Origin of the sequence: Streptomyces sp. col6 (assembly GCF_008042035.1) — a bacterium.
Taxonomy (GTDB): Bacteria; Actinomycetota; Actinomycetes; order Streptomycetales; family Streptomycetaceae; genus Streptomyces.
Map to the genome: position 1 here is coordinate 527,795 of NZ_RDBL01000029.1, position 22,386 is coordinate 550,180.

General features: G+C 71.3%; 22 protein-coding genes, 2 pseudogenes and 1 riboswitch. Of the genes and pseudogenes, 10 read left to right on the top strand and 14 right to left on the bottom strand.

All coding sequences use genetic code 11. The annotated features are described in order from the left end of the window. The first annotated feature begins 39 nt into the window (after positions 1–39). Complete coding sequence (locus EAO73_RS31700; RefSeq protein ID WP_147975415.1) at positions 40–1,266, top strand: Cmx/CmrA family chloramphenicol efflux MFS transporter; 1,227 nt, start codon at positions 40–42, stop codon at positions 1,264–1,266. A gap of 28 nt (positions 1,267–1,294) precedes the next feature. Here the strand turns inward: EAO73_RS31700 and EAO73_RS31705 are convergent, their stop codons facing one another. Next, positions 1,295–1,564: a DUF4031 domain-containing protein gene (locus EAO73_RS31705; RefSeq protein WP_147974947.1), complete on the bottom strand. Its 270-nt coding sequence runs from the start codon at positions 1,562–1,564 to the stop codon at positions 1,295–1,297. Between the two features lie 12 nt (positions 1,565–1,576). Then, complete coding sequence (locus tag EAO73_RS31710; RefSeq protein WP_147974948.1) at positions 1,577–1,960, bottom strand: hypothetical protein; 384 nt, start codon at positions 1,958–1,960, stop codon at positions 1,577–1,579. Positions 1,961–2,059: 99 nt separating this feature from the next. Here EAO73_RS31710 and EAO73_RS31715 point away from each other — a divergent pair, with 99 nt between their 5' ends. The 4 genes from EAO73_RS31715 (at position 2,060) to EAO73_RS31730 (ending at position 7,456) form a co-directional block, all read left to right on the top strand. After that, complete coding sequence (locus EAO73_RS31715) at positions 2,060–2,977, top strand: MurR/RpiR family transcriptional regulator (RefSeq protein ID WP_018101550.1); 918 nt, start codon at positions 2,060–2,062, stop codon at positions 2,975–2,977. A gap of 74 nt (positions 2,978–3,051) precedes the next feature. Then, positions 3,052–4,014 (top strand): N-acetylmuramic acid 6-phosphate etherase, encoded by a 963-nt coding sequence (gene murQ, locus EAO73_RS31720; RefSeq protein ID WP_147974949.1) that lies wholly within the window; start codon positions 3,052–3,054, stop codon positions 4,012–4,014. A gap of 42 nt (positions 4,015–4,056) precedes the next feature. Next, entirely contained in the window at positions 4,057–5,565 is a 1,509-nt protein-coding gene (locus EAO73_RS31725) for a PTS transporter subunit EIIC (RefSeq protein WP_147974950.1), read from the top strand. Positions 5,566–5,893: 328 nt separating this feature from the next. Then, positions 5,894–7,456, top strand: coding sequence for an FG-GAP repeat domain-containing protein (locus EAO73_RS31730; protein ID WP_147974951.1), 1,563 nt, complete (start codon positions 5,894–5,896; stop codon positions 7,454–7,456). Between the two features lie 76 nt (positions 7,457–7,532). On the opposite strand, the gene EAO73_RS31735 is transcribed toward EAO73_RS31730, so the two are convergent. From EAO73_RS31735 to EAO73_RS31750, 4 genes are read right to left on the bottom strand one after another with little or no spacing between them, the layout of a single operon-like run. Then, positions 7,533–8,348, bottom strand: coding sequence for an inositol monophosphatase family protein (locus EAO73_RS31735; RefSeq protein WP_147974952.1), 816 nt, complete (start codon positions 8,346–8,348; stop codon positions 7,533–7,535). A 9-nt stretch (positions 8,349–8,357) separates the two neighbouring features. Beyond that, entirely contained in the window at positions 8,358–8,783 is a 426-nt protein-coding gene (locus tag EAO73_RS31740; protein WP_147974953.1) for an amidase, read from the bottom strand. Continuing rightward, positions 8,780–9,022 (bottom strand): hypothetical protein, encoded by a 243-nt coding sequence (locus tag EAO73_RS36950; protein WP_147974954.1) that lies wholly within the window; start codon positions 9,020–9,022, stop codon positions 8,780–8,782. The genes EAO73_RS31740 and EAO73_RS36950 overlap by 4 nt, the downstream gene beginning before the upstream one ends. Then, on the bottom strand, positions 9,019–9,255 hold the full coding sequence (locus EAO73_RS31750; RefSeq protein ID WP_147974955.1) for a hypothetical protein: 237 nt from the start codon (positions 9,253–9,255) through the stop codon (positions 9,019–9,021). The genes EAO73_RS36950 and EAO73_RS31750 overlap by 4 nt, the downstream gene beginning before the upstream one ends. A 113-nt stretch (positions 9,256–9,368) precedes the next feature. On the opposite strand from EAO73_RS31750, the pseudogene EAO73_RS31755 reads away from it, so the two are divergent. Further along, positions 9,369–9,563, top strand: a pseudogene (locus EAO73_RS31755) (helix-turn-helix domain-containing protein); the annotation flags it as partial. A gap of 138 nt (positions 9,564–9,701) precedes the next feature. Continuing rightward, complete coding sequence (locus EAO73_RS31760) at positions 9,702–10,652, top strand: erythromycin esterase family protein (RefSeq protein WP_147974956.1); 951 nt, start codon at positions 9,702–9,704, stop codon at positions 10,650–10,652. A gap of 112 nt (positions 10,653–10,764) precedes the next feature. Here the strand turns inward: EAO73_RS31760 and EAO73_RS31765 are convergent. Next, a pseudogene (locus EAO73_RS31765) lies at positions 10,765–11,949 on the bottom strand (CocE/NonD family hydrolase); the annotation flags it as partial. A 93-nt stretch (positions 11,950–12,042) separates the two neighbouring features. Between EAO73_RS31765 and EAO73_RS31770 the strand changes: the two are divergent. After that, positions 12,043–12,762, top strand: a complete 720-nt coding sequence (locus tag EAO73_RS31770; protein ID WP_147974957.1) for a TetR/AcrR family transcriptional regulator — start codon at positions 12,043–12,045, stop codon at positions 12,760–12,762. A 91-nt stretch (positions 12,763–12,853) separates the two neighbouring features. Here EAO73_RS31770 and groL read toward each other — a convergent pair whose 3' ends face one another. The 4 genes from groL to thrC all read right to left on the bottom strand — a co-directional run bounded on the left by groL (position 12,854) and on the right by thrC (position 16,982). Then, complete coding sequence (gene groL, locus EAO73_RS31775; RefSeq protein ID WP_073862394.1) at positions 12,854–14,476, bottom strand: chaperonin GroEL; 1,623 nt, start codon at positions 14,474–14,476, stop codon at positions 12,854–12,856. Between the two features lie 320 nt (positions 14,477–14,796). Further along, entirely contained in the window at positions 14,797–15,003 is a 207-nt protein-coding gene (locus EAO73_RS31780) for a cold-shock protein (RefSeq protein WP_003967346.1), read from the bottom strand. A 377-nt stretch (positions 15,004–15,380) separates the two neighbouring features. Next, the gene (locus tag EAO73_RS31785; protein ID WP_136320208.1) at positions 15,381–15,659 is read right to left on the bottom strand and encodes a MoaD/ThiS family protein; all 279 of its coding nucleotides are present in this window, start codon (positions 15,657–15,659) and stop codon (positions 15,381–15,383) included. Between the two features lie 30 nt (positions 15,660–15,689). After that, positions 15,690–16,982, bottom strand: a complete 1,293-nt coding sequence (gene thrC / locus EAO73_RS31790; protein ID WP_147974958.1) for a threonine synthase — start codon at positions 16,980–16,982, stop codon at positions 15,690–15,692. A 17-nt stretch (positions 16,983–16,999) separates the two neighbouring features. After that, positions 17,000–17,126, bottom strand: a riboswitch (SAM riboswitch). Between the two features lie 153 nt (positions 17,127–17,279). Between thrC and EAO73_RS31795 the strand changes: the two genes are divergently transcribed. Both EAO73_RS31795 and EAO73_RS31800 read left to right on the top strand, forming a co-directional pair. Further along, positions 17,280–18,218 carry a glucosyl-3-phosphoglycerate synthase gene (locus EAO73_RS31795; protein ID WP_147974959.1) on the top strand — a complete coding sequence of 313 codons (939 nt, stop codon included), beginning with the start codon at positions 17,280–17,282 and terminating at the stop codon, positions 18,216–18,218. Positions 18,219–18,282: 64 nt separating this feature from the next. Then, complete coding sequence (locus EAO73_RS31800) at positions 18,283–19,674, top strand: alpha,alpha-trehalose-phosphate synthase (UDP-forming) (RefSeq protein ID WP_147974960.1); 1,392 nt, start codon at positions 18,283–18,285, stop codon at positions 19,672–19,674. On the opposite strand, the gene otsB is transcribed toward EAO73_RS31800, so the two are convergent. From otsB to EAO73_RS31815, 3 genes are all read right to left on the bottom strand, one after another. Continuing rightward, complete coding sequence (gene otsB, locus EAO73_RS31805) at positions 19,671–20,507, bottom strand: trehalose-phosphatase (RefSeq protein ID WP_147974961.1); 837 nt, start codon at positions 20,505–20,507, stop codon at positions 19,671–19,673. The genes EAO73_RS31800 and otsB overlap by 4 nt on opposite strands. A gap of 100 nt (positions 20,508–20,607) precedes the next feature. Next, complete coding sequence (locus tag EAO73_RS31810; protein ID WP_147974962.1) at positions 20,608–20,877, bottom strand: DUF3263 domain-containing protein; 270 nt, start codon at positions 20,875–20,877, stop codon at positions 20,608–20,610. 45 nt (positions 20,878–20,922) lie between these two features. Further along, entirely contained in the window at positions 20,923–22,140 is a 1,218-nt protein-coding gene (locus EAO73_RS31815) for an extracellular solute-binding protein (RefSeq protein WP_191134323.1), read from the bottom strand. Between the last annotated feature and the right edge of the window lie 246 nt (positions 22,141–22,386).

The following is a 22,386-nucleotide window of genomic DNA, read 5'->3' on the forward strand; positions in this document are numbered from 1 at the left end:
GCTGTTATGCCTGACTCAGCCGCGCGCGGCAGCTCCCGTATGCCTCTGGCCGTCTACATCCTCGGCCTCTCGGTCTTCGCCCTGGGCACGAGCGAGTTCATGCTCTCCGGGCTGCTGCCGCCGATCGCCGACGACATGGACGTATCGATTCCGCGCGCCGGACTCCTCATATCCGCGTTCGCGATCGGCATGGTGGTCGGTGCCCCGCTGCTCGCGGTGGCGACGCTGCGGCTGCCGCGCCGGACCACGCTCATCGCGCTGATCTCGGTCTTCGGCCTCGGCCAGGTCGCGGGCGCGCTGGCGCCGACGTACGAGGTGCTGTTCGTGTCCCGCGTGGTGAGCGCGTTCGCGTGCGCCGGTTTCTGGGCCGTCGGGGCGGCAGTCGCCATCGCGATGGTGCCGGTGAACGCGCGGGCACGGGCCATGGCCGTGATGATCGGCGGGCTGTCCATCGCCAACGTGCTGGGCGTCCCGCTCGGGGCGTTCCTCGGCGAGAACCTGGGCTGGCGGTCCGCGTTCTGGGCGGTCGGCGCGGCCTCGGCGGTGGCCCTGGTGGGTGTGGTGACGCTGATTCCGCGTATCCCGCTCCCGGACGAGAAGCCGCAGCTCAAGCGCGAGATGGGGATCTACCGCGACCGCCAGGTGTGGCTGTCCATCGTGATCACCGCGCTCGCGGCGGGCGGCGTCTTCTGCGCGTTCAGCTACCTCGCGCCGCTGCTGACGGACGTGGCGGGGCTCGACTCCGGCTGGGTGCCGACCGTGCTGGCGCTGTTCGGGGTGGGCGCGCTGGTCGGTACGACGATCGGCGGCCGGGTCGCCGACGCGCACCTCTTCGGGGTGCTGCTGAGCGGGATCACGGCGTCCACGGTGTTCCTGGCGGCGCTGGCGCTGTTCGCCTCCAACCAGGCCGCCGTGATCACGCTGTCGTTCCTGCTGGGCCTGTCCGCGTTCTACACCGCCCCGGCGCTCAACGCCCGCATGTTCAACGTGGCGGGCGCCGCCCCGACGCTGGCGGGCGCGACGACGACTGCCGCGTTCAACCTGGGCAACACCGGCGGGCCCTGGCTGGGCGGCGCGGTGATCGACGCGGACTTCGGCTTCGCGGCGACGGCGTGGGCGGGCGCGGCGATGACGGTGGCGGCCGTGGTGGCCGTGGTGTTCTCGCTGCGGCTCCAGCGCTCGCACGCCTCGGCGTCCTCCCGGCTGGTGGCACAGGGTTCGCCGAAGGCGGCGCCCGTGGAGTCGACGGAGTGCACCACGGGCTGAGCCGGACGGACCGAGCGGGGGCAGGCGGTCAGGGGGCCGGGCGTCCCTTGGGCCGCCTCAGGCCCGCCTCCGTCAGCCGCCGCACCAGCTCCTTCGAGCCGATCTCCCGCGCCCCCGCCCGCACCGCGTCCTCGTACCGGGTGGCCGGAATGTCGTAGTGGTCGCGCTCGAAGGCGCGCTCCGGGGCGCCGATGGACGCGGCGAAGGCGTGCAGCTCCTCGAAGGAGACGTCGCTGACCAGGTGCGACCAGAGGCGCCCGTGTCCGGGCCAGGTCGGCGGGTCGATGTAGAGCGTCATCGGTTCACCGCGTCATCGCCGGAGTATGCCGCTGAGCGCGCCGACCGGGGCGACCGCCACCGCGGCCTTGGTGCAGACCCAGTGCGGGTGCGGGCCGAGCTCCGGCTCGACGTCCAGGGCGTGCGGGTCGCCCGCGTCGCAGACCGGGCACAGCGGCCAGCGGCCGTACGCCTCCAGGAGCGCGTCCTGCACGTCCTGGGCGACCAGGCCCACGACGAACTCGGCGCCCTCGGGCCACTGCTCCACCCACCAGCGGCGGTGCGTCACGGCGTCCTCGACCATCGACACGATCTGCGCCTCGGCGACGTCTCCGGCGGCGAGGTCGGCCATGACGAGGGCGCGCGCGGTGTGCAGCGCCTGCTCCAGGCGGTCCGGCTCGGGGGGGTTCTGCTCCATGCACCCATTGTCCACCCGCCCGCCGGGCGTCAACCGTTTCTTTCAGAGGTCACACCAAAGGGGGTTGACGGGCCCCCGGCTTGAAAATATCTTTCAAAGGTGACCAATGACCTGAAGGAAAGTTTCAGTACGGACTCGCCGCCCGCGCCGGCCGCCCTGGCCGCCAAGGTGCGGACGCTGTCCCCGTCGATGACCCGCTCCATGCAGCGCGTCGCCGAGGCCGTCGCCGGTGACCCGGCCGGCTGCGCCGCCCTGACGGTCACCGGTCTCGCCGAACTGACGGGCACCAGCGAGGCGACGGTGGTCCGCACCGCCCGCCTCCTCGGTTACCCCGGCTACCGCGACCTGCGCCTCGCGCTCGCCGGTCTCGCCGCCCACCAGGAGTCCGGCCGCGCCCCCGCCGTCACCGCGGACATAGCGGTGGACGACCCGATCGCCGACGTGGTCGCGAAGCTGGCCTACGACGAGCAGCAGACCCTCGCCGACACGGCCGCCGGGCTGGACACGGTGCAGCTCGGCGCCGCTGTCGCCGCCGCCGCCACGGCCCGCCGGATCGACATCTACGGGGTCGGCGCGTCCTCCCTCGTCGGCCAGGACCTGGCCCAGAAGCTCTCCCGGATCGGCCTGATCGCCCACTCCCACACCGACCCGCACCTGGCGGTGACCAACGCCGTGCAGCTGCGCTCCGGTGACATGGCCATCGCGATCACGCACTCCGGCTCGACGGGTGACGTCATAGAGCCGCTGCGCGTCGCCTTCGACCGGGGCGCGACGACGGTCGCGATCACCGGCCGCCCCGACGGCCCCGTCACGCAGTACGCGGACCACGTCCTGACCACGTCCACGGCCCGCGAGAGCGAGCTGCGCCCGGCCGCGATGTCGAGCCGCACCAGCCAGCTCCTGGTCGTCGACTGCCTCTTCATAGGCGTCGCCCAGCGTACGTACGAGACGGCCGCCCCGGCCCTCGCCGCCTCCTACGAGGCACTGGCCCACCGGCACACCCCGCGCACCCGCTGACCGTCACCCGGACCCCTCCGGCAGCATCCGCACCCCGCACCCGCACGCCGTACGAGAAAGCAGAGCCGCCCTCCATGACCTCCCTGACCGACGCCGACGCCACCCCCGACGGCTACGGCGAGCTGCGCGCCCAGCTCGCGACCCTCACCACCGAGGCGTTCCGCCCGGAGCTCGCCGATATCGACCGGCTGGACACCGCGGAGATAGCCCGGATCATGAACGGCGAGGACCAGACGGTCCCGGCCGCCGTCGCCGAGCGGCTGCCCGAGATCGCGGCCGCGATCGACGGCACGGCCGAGCGCATGGCCCGGGGCGGCCGGCTGATCTACGCGGGCGCGGGCACCGCGGGCCGCCTCGGCATCCTGGACGCCAGCGAGTGCCCGCCCACCTTCAACACCGACCCGGCCGACGTGATCGGCCTCATCGCGGGCGGCCCGTCCGCGATGGTCACCGCCGTCGAGGGCGCGGAGGACAGCAAGGAGCTGGCCGCCGCCGACCTGGAGGCGCTGAAGCTCACCGCCGATGACACGGTGGTCGGCATCTCCGCCTCCGGCCGCACGCCGTACGCGATCGGGGCCGTGGAGCACGCCCGCGCCAAGGGCGCCCTGACCCTCGGCCTGTCGTGCAACGCGGACTCCGCGCTGGGCGCCGCCGCCGAGCACCCCCTCGAAGTGGTCGTCGGCCCCGAGCTGCTGACCGGCTCCACCCGGCTCAAGGCGGGCACGGCGCAGAAGCTCGTGCTCAACATGATCTCGACGATCACGATGATCCGGCTCGGCAAGACGTACGGGAACCTCATGGTCGACGTGCGCGCCTCCAACGAGAAGCTGCAGGCCCGCTCCCGGCGCATCGTCGCGCTGGCCACCGGCGCGTCCGACGAGGAGATCGAGACGGCGCTCGCCGCCACGGACGGCGAGGTGAAGAACGCCATCCTGACGATCCTCGGCCAGGTCGACGGCCCCACCGCCGCCACGCTGCTGTCCGAGTCCGACGGCCACCTGCGCGCCGCACTCGCCGCCGCTCCCCGCACCACCTGAACCCACCGCACCACCTCCCCGCACAGCAAGGCACCACGCACCATGGCTACAGAAGACAAGAACCGCGCCACTGCCGCCGCGATCCTTCCGCTCGTCGGTGGCGCCGCGAACGTCAGCTCCATCGCCCACTGCATGACCCGGCTCCGGCTCGGTCTGCACGACCGTTCGCTCGTCCAGGACGACGCGCTGAAGGCCGTTCCCGCCGTCATGGGCGTGGTCGAGGACGACACGTACCAGATCGTGCTCGGTCCCGGTACGGTCGCCCGCGTCACCCCGGAGTTCGAGAAGCTGGTGGAGGAGGGCCGCGCCGCGGCCCCCGCCCCGGCCGCCGCCCCGCTCACGGCGGAGGAGCTGGCCGCGCAGGGCGCCGAGATGAGGGCGGCCCGCAAGGCGAAGAACGCGACGCCGTTCAAGCTGTTCCTGCGCCGCATCGCGAACATCTTCGTGCCGCTGATCCCGGCCCTGATCGGCTGCGGCATCATCGCCGGGCTCAACGGCCTGCTGGTCAACCTCGGCTGGCTGACCTCGGTCACCCCGGCGCTCGCGGCGATGGCGTCCGGCTTCATGGCGCTGATCGCGGTCTTCGTCGGCTACAACACGGCGAGGGAGTTCGGCGGCACGCCGATCCTGGGCGGTGCGGTCGCGGCGATCATCGTCTTCCCGGGCGTCGCGAACATCGAGGCGTTCGGCCAGAAGCTCTCCCCCGGCCAGGGCGGTGTGCTCGGCGCGCTGGGCGCCGCGGTGCTCGCGGTGTACGTGGAGAAGTGGTGCCGCCGCTGGGTGCCGGAGGCGCTGGACGTGCTGGTCACGCCGACGCTCACGGTCCTCATCTCCGGTCTGGTCACGATCTTCGGCCTGATGTACGTGGCGGGCGAGGTCTCCACCGCCATCGGTGACTTCGCCGACTGGCTGCTGTCCAACGGCGGCGCGGGCGCGGGCCTGATCCTGGGTGGCTTCTTCCTCCCGCTGGTCATGCTGGGCCTGCACCAGGCGCTGATCCCGATCCACACGACGCTGATCGAGCAGCAGGGCTACACGGTCCTGCTCCCGATCCTCGCCATGGCCGGGGCCGGCCAGGTCGGCGCCGCCATCGCGACGTACTTCCGCCTGCCGCGCAACGAGTCGATCCGCAAGACCATCAAGTCCGCCCTCCCGGCCGGCTTCCTGGGCGTCGGCGAGCCCCTGATCTACGGTGTCTCGCTGCCGCTGGGCCGCCCGTTCATCACGGCGTGCGTGGGCGGTGCGTTCGGCGGCGCGTTCGTCGGCTTCTTCAACCAGCTGGGCGACGCGGTCGGCTCCACCGCGATCGGCCCGTCCGGCTGGGCCCTGTTCCCGCTGCTCGACGGCAACCACGGCCTGGGCGCCACGATCGCGATCTACGCGGGCGGCCTGGTCGTCGGCTACCTCGCGGGCTTCCTCGCCACGTACTTCTTCGGCTTCAGCAAGGAACTCCTGGCGGAGTTCAACGTGAGCCAGGAGGAGGCGGCCCCGACGGCGACCCCGGACCCGGCCCCGGCCACCACGACGGCGAAGGCACCCGCGTCGGTCTGACCCGTACGGCTACGGAGCGGCGGCACCCTTCACCCAGGGGTGCCGCCGCTTCGTCGTCACGGCTCAGTTCTCGCCGGCACCGAGGGAGATGACCGAAAACCTTTATCAGGGATGGCTGAAAGTCGCCCCCTCCAATGAGGGTCGGCGCGGGTCGATGTGAACACCAGCTGATTCAAGCCTGAATCACTCCCGTCCCGCTGGTGACATCCACTCGCGGAAAATCCCTGGGGGGACTTTGCCTTCCGCTACATCCGGCCGTTTCGGTCTCGCGCGCGCGAAGCGCGCGAGACGGATCGCGGCCTGCACCGCACTCGTTCTCTCCGCCGGCATGCTGCTGGCGGCCCCGGCCTCGGCCGACGACGCCTCCAGGGGCTCCGGCGGCCCCGAGACGCCGGCCACTACGAAACCGCGCCTGGACCTGAACGGCAACGGCGACAACGACCTCATCTACCGAGGCGTGGACGGCGGCCTGTACGTCAAGACGGCCCCGAACACCCCGGACTACCCGTTCCGGATCCCCGCCACCGACGAGCGGGAGATGCCCAAGGACATCATCCCGCTGGGCGACCTCGACTCCAACGGCCCGCCCGCGCTCGTCACGCTCTCCGCGACCGGCACGCTCACGCTGTACCCGAGCGCGGGCGAGGAGAGGGCCTCCCCCGCCACATGGTCCGGTGACGGCTGGCAGAAGTACAACAAGGTCCTCTCCCCCGGCGACCTGACCGGTGACGGCCGCAACGACCTGCTCGCGCGCACGCCCTCCGGCGACGTCTACCTCCATGCCTCCACCGGCGCCATCAAGGGCGAGCCCTTCGCGCCCGCGGTCAAGGTGGCCTCCGGCTGGGAGCAGTACGACCAGATCGTCGGCCTCAACGACAGCAACGGTGACGGGTTCGGCGATGTCGTCACCCGCACCACGGGCGGGGACCTGTACTTCTTCGCGGGCACCGGCGACGCGGCGAAGCCCTTCAAGACGCCCACCAAGAGAATCGGCTACGGCTTCGGCATCTACAACCAGCTCGTGGGTGTCGACGACCTCAACGGAGACGGCCACGGCGACCTCATGGGCCGCAAGCCGAACGGCGACACGTACATCTACCGGTCCACCGGGCAGGGAAGCTTCCGCACGCGTGCCGCCGATACCTTCGGCTGGCAGAAGGCCGCCCTGTTCGTCAGCCAGGGCGGCAACCCCGACTTCGGCAAGCACGAGGCCGTGGGCATCACCGACAACGGCAGTGCGTGGTGGTACGACTCCAGGAACAACGGACAGTTCTACCCCCGCACGTTCTACACCGACCAGTCCGGGCTGACGAGGCTCGTCTCCTCCCTCGACGCCGACGGCCGGGCCGAACTGCTCCAGCTCCAGGACGGCCGGCTGACCATCGGGAACCACTCCTTCGGCAGCGGCTGGGGCGCCTACGACGATCTCATCGGGCCGGGCGACCTGAGCGGTGACGGCAAGGGCGACCTGCTGGCCCGCGACACCAAGGGCGACCTGTACCTGTATCCGGGCAATGGCCTCACCAAGTTCGGTGCCAAGATCAAGGTCGGCTACGGCTACGGCACGTACCGCCACATCGTCGGCGCCGGCGACCTCACCGACGACGGCAGGACCGATGTGGTGGCCGTCGCCAAGGACGGCACGCTCTATCTGTACGCGGGCACGGGCCAGGCGTCCGCGCCGCTGAAGCCGCGCGTGAAGATCGGCTCCGGCTTCGACATCTACAACAAGTTCGCCGCGCCCGGCGACATCAACGGGGACGGCAGGGCCGACCTGATCGGCGTCAACGGCTACGGCGACCTGTACCGCTACACGTCCACCGGGACCGGCACGATCAGCAAGCGCATACGGATCGGCTACGGCTACAACATCTACAACGGCCTGTACTGATCACTGCGCCGCGGCGCCCTCCTCGCGGATGCGCGGGAGGGCGCCTTCGAAGCGGCGCACCGAGCGCCGCTCGCCTTCACTCCCCGGCGCGCGCCAACCCCAGCAGCGCCGCGTGCGTCTCGGCGTCCGCCGCGACGATCAACCCGCCCTCGCCCCGGTCCACCGGCAGCCCGTCGATCCCCGTCACCACGCATCCGGCGGCCTCGCACAGCGCGATGCCCGCCGCGAAGTGGACGCTGTCCAGACGCAGGCCGGGCCCGCCGTCCGTGACGTACGCGGCCCGGCGCCCGGCGGCGACCCAGGCGACGGCCACCGTGCTGGAGACGACGCGCGGCCGGAACCCGGCGACGAACTCCGGCGCGGCCATGAGCTCCACCGCCCGGAAGCCGGGGGCGTGCGGGAACGGCGGGTCCAGGTTGAGGTCGACGAGCCGTGAGCCCGCCGAGGGTATGAGCCGCTCGTCCCGTCCGTCTTCGCCCCGCACCCAGGCGCCCGCCCCGTCGGTCCAGAACACCTCGCCGCTGAACGGATCGGCGGAGGCCGCTGCCGCGATACCGGAGCCGTCCCGCAGCGCGACGTTCACCGCGACGAGCATGTTGCCCACCGCGTAGTTCAGCGTCCCGCACAGCGGATCGACCAGCCACCGGCGCCCCGCACCGGCGGCCCCGGACTCCCCGCTCTCCTCCCCCGTCACCGCATCATCGGGCCGGGCCGCGCGCAGCACGCCGAGCACGGCCTCCTCCGCCGCGATGTCCGCCGCCGTCGCGAAGTCACCGCCACCCTTCTCGTACCGCGTCAGCGAGGCCCCGTACATCTCCCGCACGACGGCCGCGCCCGCCCGCGCGGCCCTGACGGCCAGTTCGGCGTCGCTCTCCATGCTCATGATCACCATCACCGCAGGCTAGCTCCCGCCCCCCGCCCCGGCAGCGGTACGCAGGAACCGCACGAGGTCGTCGGTCCCGTACCCGAGCTTCGGTCCTCGTTCGGCCGCCATCAGGAGCAGCTGGCCCACGATCTCCGCGCCCCACCCGTCGGTGCCGTCCGCCGACCACTCCCACAGCTTCTCGATCCCGAGGTCGGTCATCAGCAAGCCGTGCCCGGTCCGGATCTCGGCACACACCTCGGCCACCGCGTCGAGCAGGGTCGCGCCCGGACGCTCGCAGACGAGCCCGAAGTACGCACCGAACTCCTCGACCCGGCACCCCTGCGGCGGAGCGGCCCTGATCCCCTCGTACTCCGGACCGTCCAGACGCGGCTGCTCCCCCACCGGGCAGTGGATCAGCGTGAACCGGTGCCATCCGGGCGGCAGCGGAAGCTCCGGTGTCATCGCGGCAGCTTCCCCTCGCGGTTGATCTCCGTCACCCGTGCCCGCAGGACGACCCCTGGAGGCGCCGGCCGGACGGAGTCGGGCGGGCAGTCCCACACCGGCCCGCCACCCGGCGGACGCAACCGCACGTACGGCCCGACGCGCCCCAGCACCCGGCCCACCCGTCCGTCCCGCGCGTCCACGGCGAACGACCCCGGCTCCGGCGCACACGGCTCCGGTTGGCCGCCCTCGGCCGTCATGCCCCCGCCGCCCTCTCGTCCAGCACCCGGCTCAGCCGCACCGCCGCGTCGAGGTTGCAGCGCCCCAGGTCGACGAGCACCGCCGGTGCGTCGCCCGCACACGAGGCCGCGTCGATCCGCAGCGACGGCAGCTTCACCCCGGCCCGCGCGAAGCCGTCCCGCAACCGCGCCACCACCTCCTCGGCCTCCCGGATTCTCTCCACTGCCGCCCTGCGTCGTTCCGTAGTAGTCATGATCCATTCCTTCCACGCTGAGTAACGACGATGCATACCCAGAGTGGTGATTCTCTCGCTAGCCTGGAAGAGGTTCAGCCCCAACAAACGCATGTGTGCAACCGGGAGTTGTCATGCCAGGGCCCAGGAAGCTCGACCCTTCCTCCTCCCCGCGCGCCCTCCTCGGCGCGGAACTCCGCCACCGACGGGAGCTGGCAGGACTTTCCCAGACGGCTCTGGGCGAGCCGTTCTTCCTCAGCGGCTCATTCATCGGCCAGCTGGAATCCGGCGTGCGGCGCATGCAGATGGACCAGGCCGTCCAGTTGGACTTCGGAAGCCGATACCACCGAAGCGCGTAGCGGGCCCGGCTTCCGTCCCGTCCCAGCTCTTGACCTCAACCGCGCTTGAGGCCAAACGATCTCCTGAGTGGCCCGCACAAGCGGAGCTCGGAGACGAAGGGCAGGTCCATGCAGGCGGCTACGGAATGGATCGAGAAGAACTCCCACGCGCTCACCGCAAGGAAGCCCGACGAGCCGTTGGACGATCTGCGACCGCTCGCCCCACTGGTGCGCGACGCCAAGATCGTGGCGCTGGGGGCCGCCGCCCGGCTGACACGCGAACTGTCGGACGCGGCACACCGCGTGGTGCGTCTGCTGGTGGATGAGGAGGGATTCCGGAGCGTCGCCCTGGAGGGTGACGACCCCGGCCGACTCGGCTTGGACGCCTACGTCGCCACCGGCAAGGGGGACCCGCGGGCCATGCTCGCCGAGGCGCGAACGTTCTGGCAGACAACGGAGATCCTCGAACTCGTCCACTGGATGCGGTCCTACAACAAGCACCACCCGGACGACCCGGTACGTTTCGCGCAAGCACCGGCTGAACCGATCCGCCACACCACGCCCCTCAGCGGCCTGGCCGAAGCGGAGCGCACTCTCGCCGACAATGCGGCCTGGTGGCAGCAGCACTCCGGAGACAAAGTCGTCTACTGGGGCGGCATGGCCCACACCGCCATCGGCGACCCACGCACCATTTCCGTGCCCTCCTCCCAGACCCCGGAAACGCACTGGAACATGGGCGGATACCTGCGTGAGCGCTTGGGACCGGACTTCCGGTCCGTCGGCCTCACCCTGGGGCACGGATCCATCGGCCTGCCCTTGCCGGCTGCGGGCCCGGACTTCGTGGAGGGCGTGCTGAGCGAGGCAGCCGGGAACAGGGCCGGCTACCTCCTCGACCTGAGCCTGCCGCGCCCCGAGCCGGTGCGCCGCTTCCTGGACACCCCGACTCGTACGCGACTGATAGGCCCGTCGTACGACCCCCGGGACGACGAGGCCCACCACATGTCCGGCGGGTCACTCGCGAGCTGGTTCGACGCCGTCGTCCACACACCGAAGGTGACGCCGGCCCGGCCCCTGCCGTGAGGGCCGCATGGCAGAGAGGAGAGCGCGACAAGGTGATCTCCGGGGCTCAAGTCGCGAGGTCCGAGCGCTCTTTCAGCGGAATGGTGGGGTGGGCCTGAACCCGCCCACCCACGAAGGAGGCGACGGGGGCGGTGTCCGTGGGGGCCTCCCGGGTGAGGTGGCCGTCGGCCGTCGGGTACCAGGAGACGGCGCCCCCGCCGGTGGGCCACGCGTCCAGGTCCCGGACGGCCGGGTCCGCGCCGCCCACGTGTACGCGGACCGGCGTCGGGCGCAGAGCGGACGGGTCGTCGCACAGGTGGGCCCGGAGCCAGGCGAGGGATTCGGTGAACACCTCGGCCCAGCCCTTCTGGAGCGCGGAGGTGTGCGTCCACGGGCCGACGAGCAGGGACACCTCGCCGTCCGCCCGGCGCAGCCGGCCGTACTGCTCGAAGCTCTGGTCCACGAGGACGTCGTGCCATCCGGTGATCAGGGCGGTGGGCACGGCCGCCCGGTCCGCCGCACCGGCCTGCCACGCGCCCGCCCAGTACGGGTCGTCCGGGTCCGGGTGGCTCAACACCTCGTCCAGCCAGGGCACTTCGGCGCCGAGCGCACCCGCGTACGCCCCGCGCAGCGGACGCGCGGCGAGGACGGCGCGCATGCCGCGCCGCAGGCGCATGGACGCCCGGACGAATGGGCCCATGCCCCGGTGCTGGTATGTCATCCCGGCGCCCACGGCGAGCGCGGTCTCCAGGTGCGGGACGCCGCCCGTGTGGAAGAGGGCGTACGGATCGTGCAGCCCGACCTGCACCACCATGGCCTTCAGCTCCGGCGGCGGATCGAGGGCGAGCGCCCACTGCGTGTACCCGAGGTAGCTGGGGCCGACCGTGCCCAGCCGCCCGTCGAACCAGGGCTGTTCGCGCAGCCAGCCGACAGCGGCCCGGCCGTCCGCGGCCTCGTTGCGCCACAGGTGGAAGTCGCCGCCCGAGCCACCGGTGCCCCGGCAGCTCTGCAGGACGACATGGAAGCCCTGCTCGGCGAAGAGCATCCCGTACTGCGGGGACCACGGCACGCCCCGCCCGTACGGCGAGCGCACCAGGAGCGTGGGGAAGTCGCCCTCGGCGCGCGGGAAGTAGTGGTCGGTGACGAGCGTGCTGCCGTCGGCGGCGGGGACCGCGAGCCCCCGTTCGACACCCACCCGGTGGTGCGCGACCGGGAGGTCGCGCCAGGTGGCACGCATCAGCCGGGAGGCGAGCGGTGGCTTCCCGGACGACGGCGTCCATGCGGCCCCGGTGCGGGCGTCGTGCGTCGGTCGTGTCATCTTCGCCTCCGTCAGTCATTCTCGTACTGCGTACGAGAATACTGGATGCTTGGATGGACGCGAAGGGGGATCCAGGTGAGAGAGGCGGAGAGGGTGACCCGCACCGAGGAGTCCGGCGCCGGCGGCGTCGACCCGCGCGAACTCTGGCGGAGGCAGGACCGGCCCCGGCGCGGGCGCAGACCCGCCTTCAGCCGGGAGGCGATCACGACGGCGGCCATCGCCCTCGCGGACGCCGAGGGGATCGACGCGGTCACCATGCGGCGGGTCGCCTCCGAGGTGGGCGCCGGCGTCATGTCGCTCTACAGCTACGCCCCCGACAAGGAGACGCTGCTCGACCTGATGATCGACCAGGTCTCGGGCGAGCTGCCCACGTCCGGCCCGCTCACCGGCGACTGGCGCGCCGACCTCAAGACCATCGGGCGTGACCAGCGCACCCATATGCTCCGCCACCCCTGGCTGCCCGCCGCCGTGCAGGCCCGCCGCACCCTGGGCCCCCACACGCTCGCCTTCCTGGAACACGCCCTCACCGCCCTGCGCCCCAGCGGCCTGGCCGGGGCGGCGCGGCTGGAGATCTTCGCCCAGCTCACCTCGTTCGTGGCGGCCCACGTGGCGTACGAGGTCGGGCAGGCCAGGGCGGCCCAGGACCCCGATCGGGCCGCCGCCGAGGTGCTCTATCTGGCCGAGGTCGCGGCGGACGGCGATCATCCGGAACTGGCGGAGGCCCTGGCCGGGGCGGCCGGACGGCCCGGCGACCCGGACGCCATGTTCGACCGCTTCCTCACCCGGCTGGTCGACGGCCTCGACGCGGGCTGAGCCGTACCCGTACACACAAAGGCACCGGCCCCCGGGGACGAATCCCCGGGGGCCGGTGCCGTGGTACTGCTGAACTACCGATCCGTCAGGATCAGAAGTCCATGTCACCGCCCGGCATGCCGCCCGGAGCGGCCGCGGCGGCCTTCTCCGGCTTGTCGGCGATGACGGCCTCGGTGGTGAGGAACAGCGCGGCGATCGACGCGGCGTTCTGCAGGGCGGAACGCGTGACCTTCGCCGGGTCGAGAATGCCCTCGGCGATCATGTCGACGTAGTCGCCGGTCGCGGCGTTGAGGCCGTGACCGATCGGCAGGTTGCGCACCTTCTCCACGACGACGCCACCCTCGAGACCACCGTTGACGGCGATCTGCTTGAGCGGGGCCTCCAGGGCGAGCTTCACGGCGTTGGCGCCGGTCGCCTCGTCACCCGAGAGCTCCAGCTTCTCGAAGACGGCCGAGGCCTGGAGCAGAGCCACGCCACCACCGGCGACGATGCCCTCCTCGACGGCGGCCTTGGCGTTGCGCACCGCGTCCTCGATGCGGTGCTTGCGCTCCTTGAGCTCGACCTCGGTGGCGGCACCGGCCTTGATGACGGCCACGCCGCCGGCCAGCTTCGCCAGACGCTCCTGGAGCTTCTCGCGGTCGTAGTCCGAGTCGGAGTTCTCGATCTCGGCACGGATCTGGTTGACGCGGCCCTGGACCTGGTCGCTGTCACCGGCGCCGTCGACGATCGTCGTCTCGTCCTTGGTGATGACGACCTTGCGGGCGCGGCCGAGCAGGTCGAGACCGGCGTTCTCCAGCTTGAGGCCGACCTCCTCGGAGATGACGGTGCCACCGGTGAGGATGGCGATGTCGCCGAGCATGGCCTTGCGGCGGTCACCGAAGCCCGGGGCCTTGACGGCGACGGACTTGAAGGTGCCACGGATCTTGTTGACGACCAGGGTCGACAGGGCCTCGCCCTCGACGTCCTCGGCGATGATCAGCAGCGGCTTGCCGGACTGCATGACCTTCTCCAGCAGCGGAAGGAGGTCCTTCACGTTGCTGACCTTGGAGTTGACGATCAGGATGTACGGGTCGTCGAGGGACGACTCCATGCGCTCCATGTCGGTGGCGAAGTACGCCGAGATGTAGCCCTTGTCGAAGCGCATACCCTCGGTGAGCTCCAGCTCCAGACCGAAGGTCTGGGACTCCTCGACGGTGATGACGCCTTCCTTGCCGACCTTGTCCATGGCCTCGGCGATGAGCTCGCCGATCTGGGTGTCGGCGGCGGAGATGGAGGCGGTCGAAGCGATCTGCTCCTTGGTCTCCACGTCCTTGGCCTGCTCCAGGAGGGCGGCGGAGACGGCCTCGACGGCCTTCTCGATGCCCCGCTTGAGAGCCATCGGGTTCGCACCCGCGGCCACGTTGCGCAGGCCCTCGCGGACGAGCGCCTGGGCGAGAACGGTGGCGGTGGTCGTACCGTCGCCGGCGACGTCGTCCGTCTTCTTGGCGACCTCCTTGACCAGCTCCGCACCGATCTTCTCGTACGGGTCCTCCAGCTCGATCTCCTTGGCGATGGACACACCATCGTTGGTGATCGTGGGGGCGCCCCACTTCTTCTCGAGGACGACGTTGCGACCCTTGGGGCCAAGGGTGACCTTGACGGCGTCGGCGAGCTGGTTCATGCCGCGCTCGAGACCGCGCCGGGCCTCCTCGTCGAACGCGATGATCTTGGCCATGTGAAGTGGTCCTCCCGGACAGGGGTGGATTGCTCCGGACCGAGTGGCGCCCGCGACGGACGGCCTGCGTGCCCGGCGGTTCCTTGCCCCGCCCGGCGTGCGGGCCTCACCGGCCCGGTCCAAAATTCTGTCACTCTCACCTGGAGAGTGCTAAGCCAATGATTAGCACTCGGCACCCTTGAGTGCAAGCGTCGCCCTCGGTATGTGGACGGGCTCGGGACGCGGGGCGGGCGGGACCGGGACGCGCGAAGGGTCCGTACCCCTGCGGGTACGGACCCTTCGTACGTGCGTGGCGTCGCGGCCGACGTGCCGTGCCGGGCTCAGCCGACGGCGAGCTTGACCATGTCCGCCTGCGGCCCCTTCTGGCCCTGCGAGATCTCGAACTCGACCCGCTGACCTTCTTCGAGGGTGCGGTACCCGTCCATCTGGATCGCGCTGTAGTGGACGAATACATCCGCACCACCGTCGACCGCGATGAAGCCGTACCCCTTCTCCGCGTTGAACCACTTGACGGTGCCCTGAGCCATGCCTAACTCCCCTGTAACGTGTGTGCGCCGAAGCGCGTCGACCGCGGCTGAATGTATCTGCCCAACTGCCCTCTGCAACAGGTCAATCGGACGACAATTCTGCGCAGCACCGATCGCCCGAATATGAGGAATTCGCGGGATTGCGGGGCAAGTCGGGCCCGGCAAAGGTGACTTATGGCGCAAGACGTTCAAGCACTTTGGCTGCTTCTGGTCGTGGGGCGGCGCATTCTCATATGCGGGCGGCACGGGCAGCGAAGGGGACTTCCCACACTCTACCCCGCTCAACCATGCAGAATTGCCCCCTCCGCTTCTCTCGCAGAGGGGGCAATTCCTGTAACTCCGTGAAGTCGGGGGCCCCTTCCGGAAGCCCCCGGGGATCAGCAGCCGCCGGCGACGGCGGGGATGATCGAGATACCGGCGCCGTCCGGGGTGGCCGCGTCGAGGCCGCCCTCGAACCGCACGTCGTCGTCGTTGACGTACACGTTGACGAACCGGCGCAGCTTGCCCTGGTCGTCCAGCACGCGGGCGGCGATGCCCGGGTGGTCCTTCTCCAGCGAGGCGATGACCTCGGAGAGGGTCGCGCCCTCGGCCGGGACCTCGGCCTGGCCGCCGGTGTAGGTGCGGAGGATGGTGGGGATGCGGACCTTGACGCTCATGGCGGATGCCTTCCTGAAGTCTCGGGGTGGTCAGCTGGTGGCGAGGCCGGCGGCGCGGAAGGCGTCGAGGCTCGGGCGGATCGTGGCGGTCGCCTGCGAGGTCTCGGCCACCGCGTCCAGCGTCTTGAGGCCGTCACCGGTGTTCAGGACGACGGTGGTCAGCGACGGGTCGAGCAGACCGGCCTCGATCAGCTTCTTCGTCACGCCGACCGTCACCCCGCCCGCCGTCTCGGCGAAGATGCCCTCGGTCCGGGCCAGCAGCTTGATCGCGTCGACGACCTGCTCGTCGTTCACGTCCTCGACGGCGCCGCCGGTGCGGCGGGCGATGTCCAGGACGTACGGGCCGTCGGCCGGGTTGCCGATCGCCAGGGACTTGGCGATGGTGTTCGGCTTCTGCGGGCGGACCACGTCGTGACCGGCCTTGAAGGCGGTGGAGACCGGGGAGCAGCCCTCGGCCTGGGCGCCGAAGATCTTGTACGGCTTGTCCTCGACCAGGCCGAGCTTGATCAGCTCCTGGAGACCCTTGTCGATCTTCGTGAGCTGCGAGCCGGACGCGATCGGGATGACGATCTGGTCGGGCAGCCGCCAGCCGAGCTGCTCGCAGATCTCGTACGCCAGCGTCTTGGAGCCCTCGCCGTAGTACGGCCGCAGGTTCACGTTGACGAAGCCCCAGCCATCGCCCAGCGGGTCGCCGATGAGCTCGGAGCAGAAGCGGTTGACGTCGTCGTAGTTGCCCTCGATGCCGACCAGCTCGCCGCCGTACACCGCGGCCATGACGACCTTGCCCTGCTCCAGGTCGTGCGGGATGAACACGCAGGAGCGCAGGCCCGCGCGGGCGGCGGCGGCGCCGACGGCGCCGGCCAGGTTGCCGGTGGAGGAGCAGGAGAGCGTGGTGAAGCCGAAGGCGCGGGCGGCCTCGACGGCGATCGCGACGACGCGGTCCTTGAAGGAGTGCGTCGGGTTGCCGGAGTCGTCCTTCACGTACAGGCCGCCGGTCACGCCCAGCTCGCGGGCGAGGTTGTCGGCCTTGACCAGCTTGGTGAAGCCGGGGTTCAGATTGGGCTTGTCGGCGACATCGGCGGGCACCGGCAGCAGCGGCGCGTAACGCCAGATGTTGTCCGGGCCGGACTCGATGCGCTTCTTCAGCTCTTCGGGGGAGCCGCTCGGCAGGTCGTACGCCACTTCGAGCGGCCCGAAACAGGACGCGCAGGCGAAAATGGGGCCGAGTGCGAACCGTTCACCGCATTCGCGGCAGGAAAGCGCCGCGGCGGGACCCAGGTCCACAGAAGATTCGGTGTGTGCTGCGACGGTTTCAACAGCCATGATGGCGAGGCCCTTTCTCCTCATCTTCCTCACGGCGCGTTTCGCCGCGAGACGGAATTGGCACCTTCCCCACCTGACCTCGCGGTCGGCAGGAGGGTTGCCGGGACTTCAACGGGCCGTTCCCTCTGTCCCTCTGGATGAGCGCTGTGGCACCGGATCATGGATCCGGGCATTTGTCGGCGGACCGACCCCGGCATGCGCCGGTCGTCCGCGTTGTTCAAGACTGTAACCGAAGCACCGGACTGTTGAGATAGCCGTCCGTACCGCGAGATGGATCACATACAGGGAGTATCGACCGTGCTCGAAGAGGTCGAACGCTGGCTGACCAGGCGTTCCTGGTCGGCCGCCGACCGTCCGTCGGCGCGTGCGCAGGCCGCCGCGCACGGCACGGGCGTGAGCGTCGTCCTGCCCGCGCTGAACGAGGCGGAGACCGTCGGGGACATCGTCGCGACGATCCGGCGCGAGCTGATGGAGCAGGTCCCGCTGGTCGACGAGCTGGTGGTGATCGACTCCGGTTCCACGGACGCCACCGCCGAGGTCGCCCGCCGCGCGGGCGCCCGGGTGGTCCACCGGGACAGCATCCTGCCCCGCCTCCCGGCCGTCCCCGGCAAGGGCGAGGTGCTGTGGCGCTCACTCCTGGTGACCGGCGGCGACATCCTGTGCTTCATCGACGCGGACCTCAAGGACTTCTCCGCGGACTTCGTCTCCGGCATCGTCGCCCCGCTGCTGGCCGACCCCGAGGTGCAGTTCGTCAAGGCCATGTACGACCGCCCGCTCGGCGAGGTCGCGGGCCAGGGCGGCCGCGTCACCGAGCTGGTGGCCCGTCCCCTGCTCAACCTGCACTGGCCGCTGCTCGCGGGCTTCGTCCAGCCGCTGGGCGGCGAGTACGCCGTACGCCGCTCGCTCCTGGAGCGGCTGCCCTTCCCGGTCGGTTACGGGGTGGAGCTGGGCCTGCTCGTCGACGCCCTGCACACCGTCGGCCTGGACGCCCTCGCCCAGGTCGACGTCGGCGTCCGCGTCCACCGCCACCAGGACGGCCAGGCCCTCGGCCGGATGGCCGCCGCGATCTACCGCACCGCGCAGGTCCGGCTCTCCCGCGGCCATCTGGTCCGCCCCTCGCTGACCCAGTTCGAACGCGGACCCGGCGGATTCGTCCCGCGCACGTATCCGGTCGACACGCAGGAGCGGCCGCCGATGCGTGAGATCCCGGAGTACGCGGCACGGCGCGCGGCCTGATCACGACCCCGCCCCGTCCGACTTCGTACGTTTGGGCGGATCGGGTTCGGGCTAGATTCCGCCCATGGTCTCCGAGCACTCCCCCCAGCCCGCTGCCCAGGTCCTCGTCGCGTCCAACCGCGGCCCCGTGTCGTACGCGCTGGGCGACGACGGCTCCCTCGAAGCGAAACGGGGCGGGGGCGGACTTGTCTCCGGCCTCAGCGCCGTCGACGACAAGATGTGGGTCTGCGCCGCCCTCGGCGACGGCGACCGCGAGGCGGTGCGCCGCGGGGTCGGCGAGCCGGGCGTCCGGATGCTCGACATCGACGCCGGGACGCACGCCGACGCGTACAACGGCATCGCCAACTCCGTGCTGTGGTTCGTCCACCACATGCTGTACCAGACGCCCGTCGAGCCCGTCTTCGACGCGGAGTTCCGCCGGCAGTGGGCCTCCTTCGAGACGTACAACCGGGCCTTCGCCGAGGCGCTCGCCGAGGAGGCGGGCGAGGGCGCGGCCGTCCTGGTGCAGGACTACCACCTCTCGCTCGTCCCGGGCATGCTCCGCGAACTCCGCCCCGACCTGCGGATCGGCCACTTCTCGCACACCCCGTGGGCGCCGGTCGACTACTTCCGGCTGCTCCCCGACGACATCGCCGAGCAGCTGCTGCGCGGCATCCTCGGCGCCGACCGCGCCGCCTTCCTGACCCGCCGCTGGGCGGACGCCTTCATCGGCTGCTGTACGGAGATCCTGGGCGGCACCGGCCGCACCCGCATCGGCGTCCACGGCCTGGGCGCCGACGCCGGCTTCCTGCGCCGCCGCGCGCACGAGGCGGACGTGGACGAGCGGATGGCGGCCCTGCGCGAGCAGATCGGGCCCGGCCGGAAGACGATCGTCCGGGTCGACCGCACGGAGCTGTCCAAGAACATCGTCCGGGGCCTGCACGCCTACCGCGCCCTGCTCGACGAGCGCCCCGAGTGGCGCGAGCGCGTCGTGCACGTGGCGTTCGCCTACCCCTCGCGGCAGGACCTCGCGGTCTACCGGGAGTACACCGCGGAGGTCCAGCAGGTCGCCGACGCGATCAACAAGACGTACGGCACGGCGGACTGGACCCCGGTCGTCCTCCACGTCAAGGACGACTTCGCCCGCTCGCTCGCCGCGTACCGGCTGGCCGACGTGGCCCTCGTCAACCCCATCCGCGACGGCATGAACCTGGTCGCCAAGGAGGTCCCGGTCGTCTCCGACGAGGGCTGCGCGCTGGTCCTGTCCCGCGAGGCCGGCGCGCACGAGGAGCTGGGCGAGCACGCGTTCACGGTCAACCCGTACGACGTCTCCGCCACCGCCGCGGCGCTGCACGAGGCGCTGACCCTGCCGGACGACGTGCGCGCGGCCCGCTCGGAGCGCCTGGCCGAGGCGGCGACGGCGCTGCCGCCGCAGCAGTGGTTCCTGGACCAGCTGGAGGCGCTGCGGCGCGACTAGGCGAGCCGGTCGGCGAGCGCTCGCAGGTACGCGACGACCGCGCCCGGACCGGGCAGGGCCAGATCGGCGCGGTCGGCCAGCTCGGGCACCTCGGCACTGCCGCTGCAGATGAGCAGCCCCGGTACGGGGTTCTCCTCGTCCGTGCGCAGCTTCTCCACGGCCGCGTACGCGGCGAGGTCGCCCAGGTCGTCGCCCGCGTACAGCACGGAGCCGGCGCCGATCTCGCGCACGTACTCGGTGAGCGCGACGCCCTTGTCCATGCCCGGGGGGCGCAACTCCAGGACGAGGCGCCCCGGTTCGACGATCAGCCCGTGCTCGGCGGCCAGGTCCCCGAGGGGCCCGCGCAGCGCGTCGAACGCGGCCTGCGGGTCGGCGGCGCGGCGGGTGTGCACGGCGAGGGCGCGGCCCTTGTCCTCGGTCCAGGTGCCGCGCCAGAAGTCGAACTTCTCCAGTACGCCCGGGAGTTCGGCGCGCACGGCGGCGACACCGGGGGGCGGGGCGGGGGCGTGCACGGTCCCGGTGACCGCGTCCCAGCGCTCGGCGCCGTAGTGCCCGAGGACGACGAGGTGGTCGAGCCCTTCGACCCCGGCGAACCCGCCGTACCGCACGGCGACGGCGGCGGGCCGCCCGGTGACCACGGCCACGGACCTGACCCGCGGCGCGAGCGCGGCCAGCGCCTCGACGGCGCCGGGGTGCGCCCGCGCCTGCTCGGGGTCCGGCACGATGTCCGCGAGCGTCCCGTCGAAGTCGAGCGCGACGAGGGCCTCGGCCGGCCGGGCGAGGAGGGCGTCGAGGCCGGTGCGGCCTGCGGGGGTGTGCGGAGGGGTACCCATGCGCTTGAGCGTATCCCCGCGCGGCACCGTCACGGGGGCGCTGCCCCCGCACCCCCGCTGCTCAATCGCCGCAGGGGCTGAAAACCGAGCGCGCCGCCCCCTAGCGCCTCCCGCGCCGGGCCTCCCGCACGCGTCGGAGGCGGTTCACCGTCACCGGGTCCTCCTCCAGCGCCCGCCGGTCGTCCAGCAACGCGTTCAGAAGCTGGTAGTACCGCGTCGGCGACAGCCCCAGCCCCTCCCGGATCGCCCGCTCCTTCGCCCCGGGCCCGGCCCAGGCGCGCCGCTCGACCGCCAGCACCGCGCGGTCGCGGTCGGACAGCGGGGCGGGCTCGTCGGCACCGGCAGGGCCGTTCGGGGGGAGGGCGGTCATATCAGCCAATATATGGCGCGGCCCGCCCCCACGAAACGCCCCGTCCTACTCGGCCGCCTCCGCCGCCGTCGCCTCCCGCGCTATCTGCGCGAGCACGGTCTCCGGGTTCGCCCCCGGCTCCACCGCCTTGCCGATGTTCTCCTTGATCGACTCGCTCGCCTGCGCCCAGGACGTCTTGCCGAACGGGTAGAACTCCGCCTGCGGCAGCGCCGTAAGGAACTTGTGCAGCGGCTTGAACTTGGAGTCGTCCTCCATCGCCGCCGACGCGCTGTCCGTGACCGGCAGGATGTCGTACGTGTCCGCGAACTGGATCACGTTCTTGTCGCTGAACAGGAAGTCGAAGAACTTGCCGATCTCCAGCCGGTGGTCGTTCTGCTTGAAGCCCATGATCCAGTCGGCGACACCCATCGATCCCTCGGTGGGGCCCTTCTCACCGGGGAGGGGGACCATGCCGATGTCGACGCCCTTCTGCTCGGCCTCCTCCATCAGCGTGGGGTGGCCGTTGAGCATGCCGACCTGCCCCTTCGTGAACGCCTCGAAGGCCTTCGCGCGGTTCAGCTTGCCGGGTGCGACGGGGCCCACGAGCCCCTTGTCGACGAGGTTCGACTTCAGCCAGGTGAACGTCTTGACGTTCTCCTCGGAGTCGATGTCGTACGAGCCGACGTCATCGGTGTAGCCGCCGCCCCCGCTGAGCATCCACATCAGGGTCTCGGCCTGGGACTCCTCCTGGCCGAGCGGCAGCGCGAAGGGGTACGTCACCCCGCGCTGCTTGAGCGCGGCGGCGTCGGAGGCGATGTCGCTCCAGGTCCGGGGGGCCTTGAGCCCCGCCTGGCCGAAGAGCTTCTTGTTGTAGAAGAGCAGCCGGGTGCTGGCGACGAACGGCAGTCCGTACTGGATGCGGTTGACCCGCCCGGCATCGGTCAGCTTCGGCAGGAAGTTCGCCTGGGTGGGGATGCTGAGCATCTCGTCGGCGGAGTAGAGCTTGCCGGCCTTGGCGTAGTCCGCGTAGGCGCCGATCTGCGCGATGTCGGGGGCCTTGCCCGCCTTGACCATCTCGGCGACCTTGCGGTCGACGTCCGTCCAGGGCAGGACGGTGACCTCGACCTTGATCCCGGGGTGGGACGCCTCGAAGCTCCGGGCGATGCCGTCCCAGTACTTGTCGGACTTGTTCGCCGCGCTGGTGCCGTAGTCGGCCGCGACCACCTTCAGCGTGACGTCGCCCGAGCCGTCGCTGCCACCGCAGCCCGACAGCGTCGCCGTCATCCCCAGTGCGGCGACAGCCGCAGTCAGTCCCAAGTAACGCCGCTGCACAGCTCAGTCCGTCCTCGTCGATTGCACCGCCCGCGGCTCCCACGTCCGCGCGGGGCACTCCGGGTGAGCTGCGATTTTCCCCGCCACCGGCGTAGAGGTCTACACCACGGAGGTATCGCTTCCACAACGCAGCAGCATTGCACGGGGCCTGCGGCGGCTGCTAAGTAGGTCTCGGCGTACGGGTCTTATTGGTCCAGA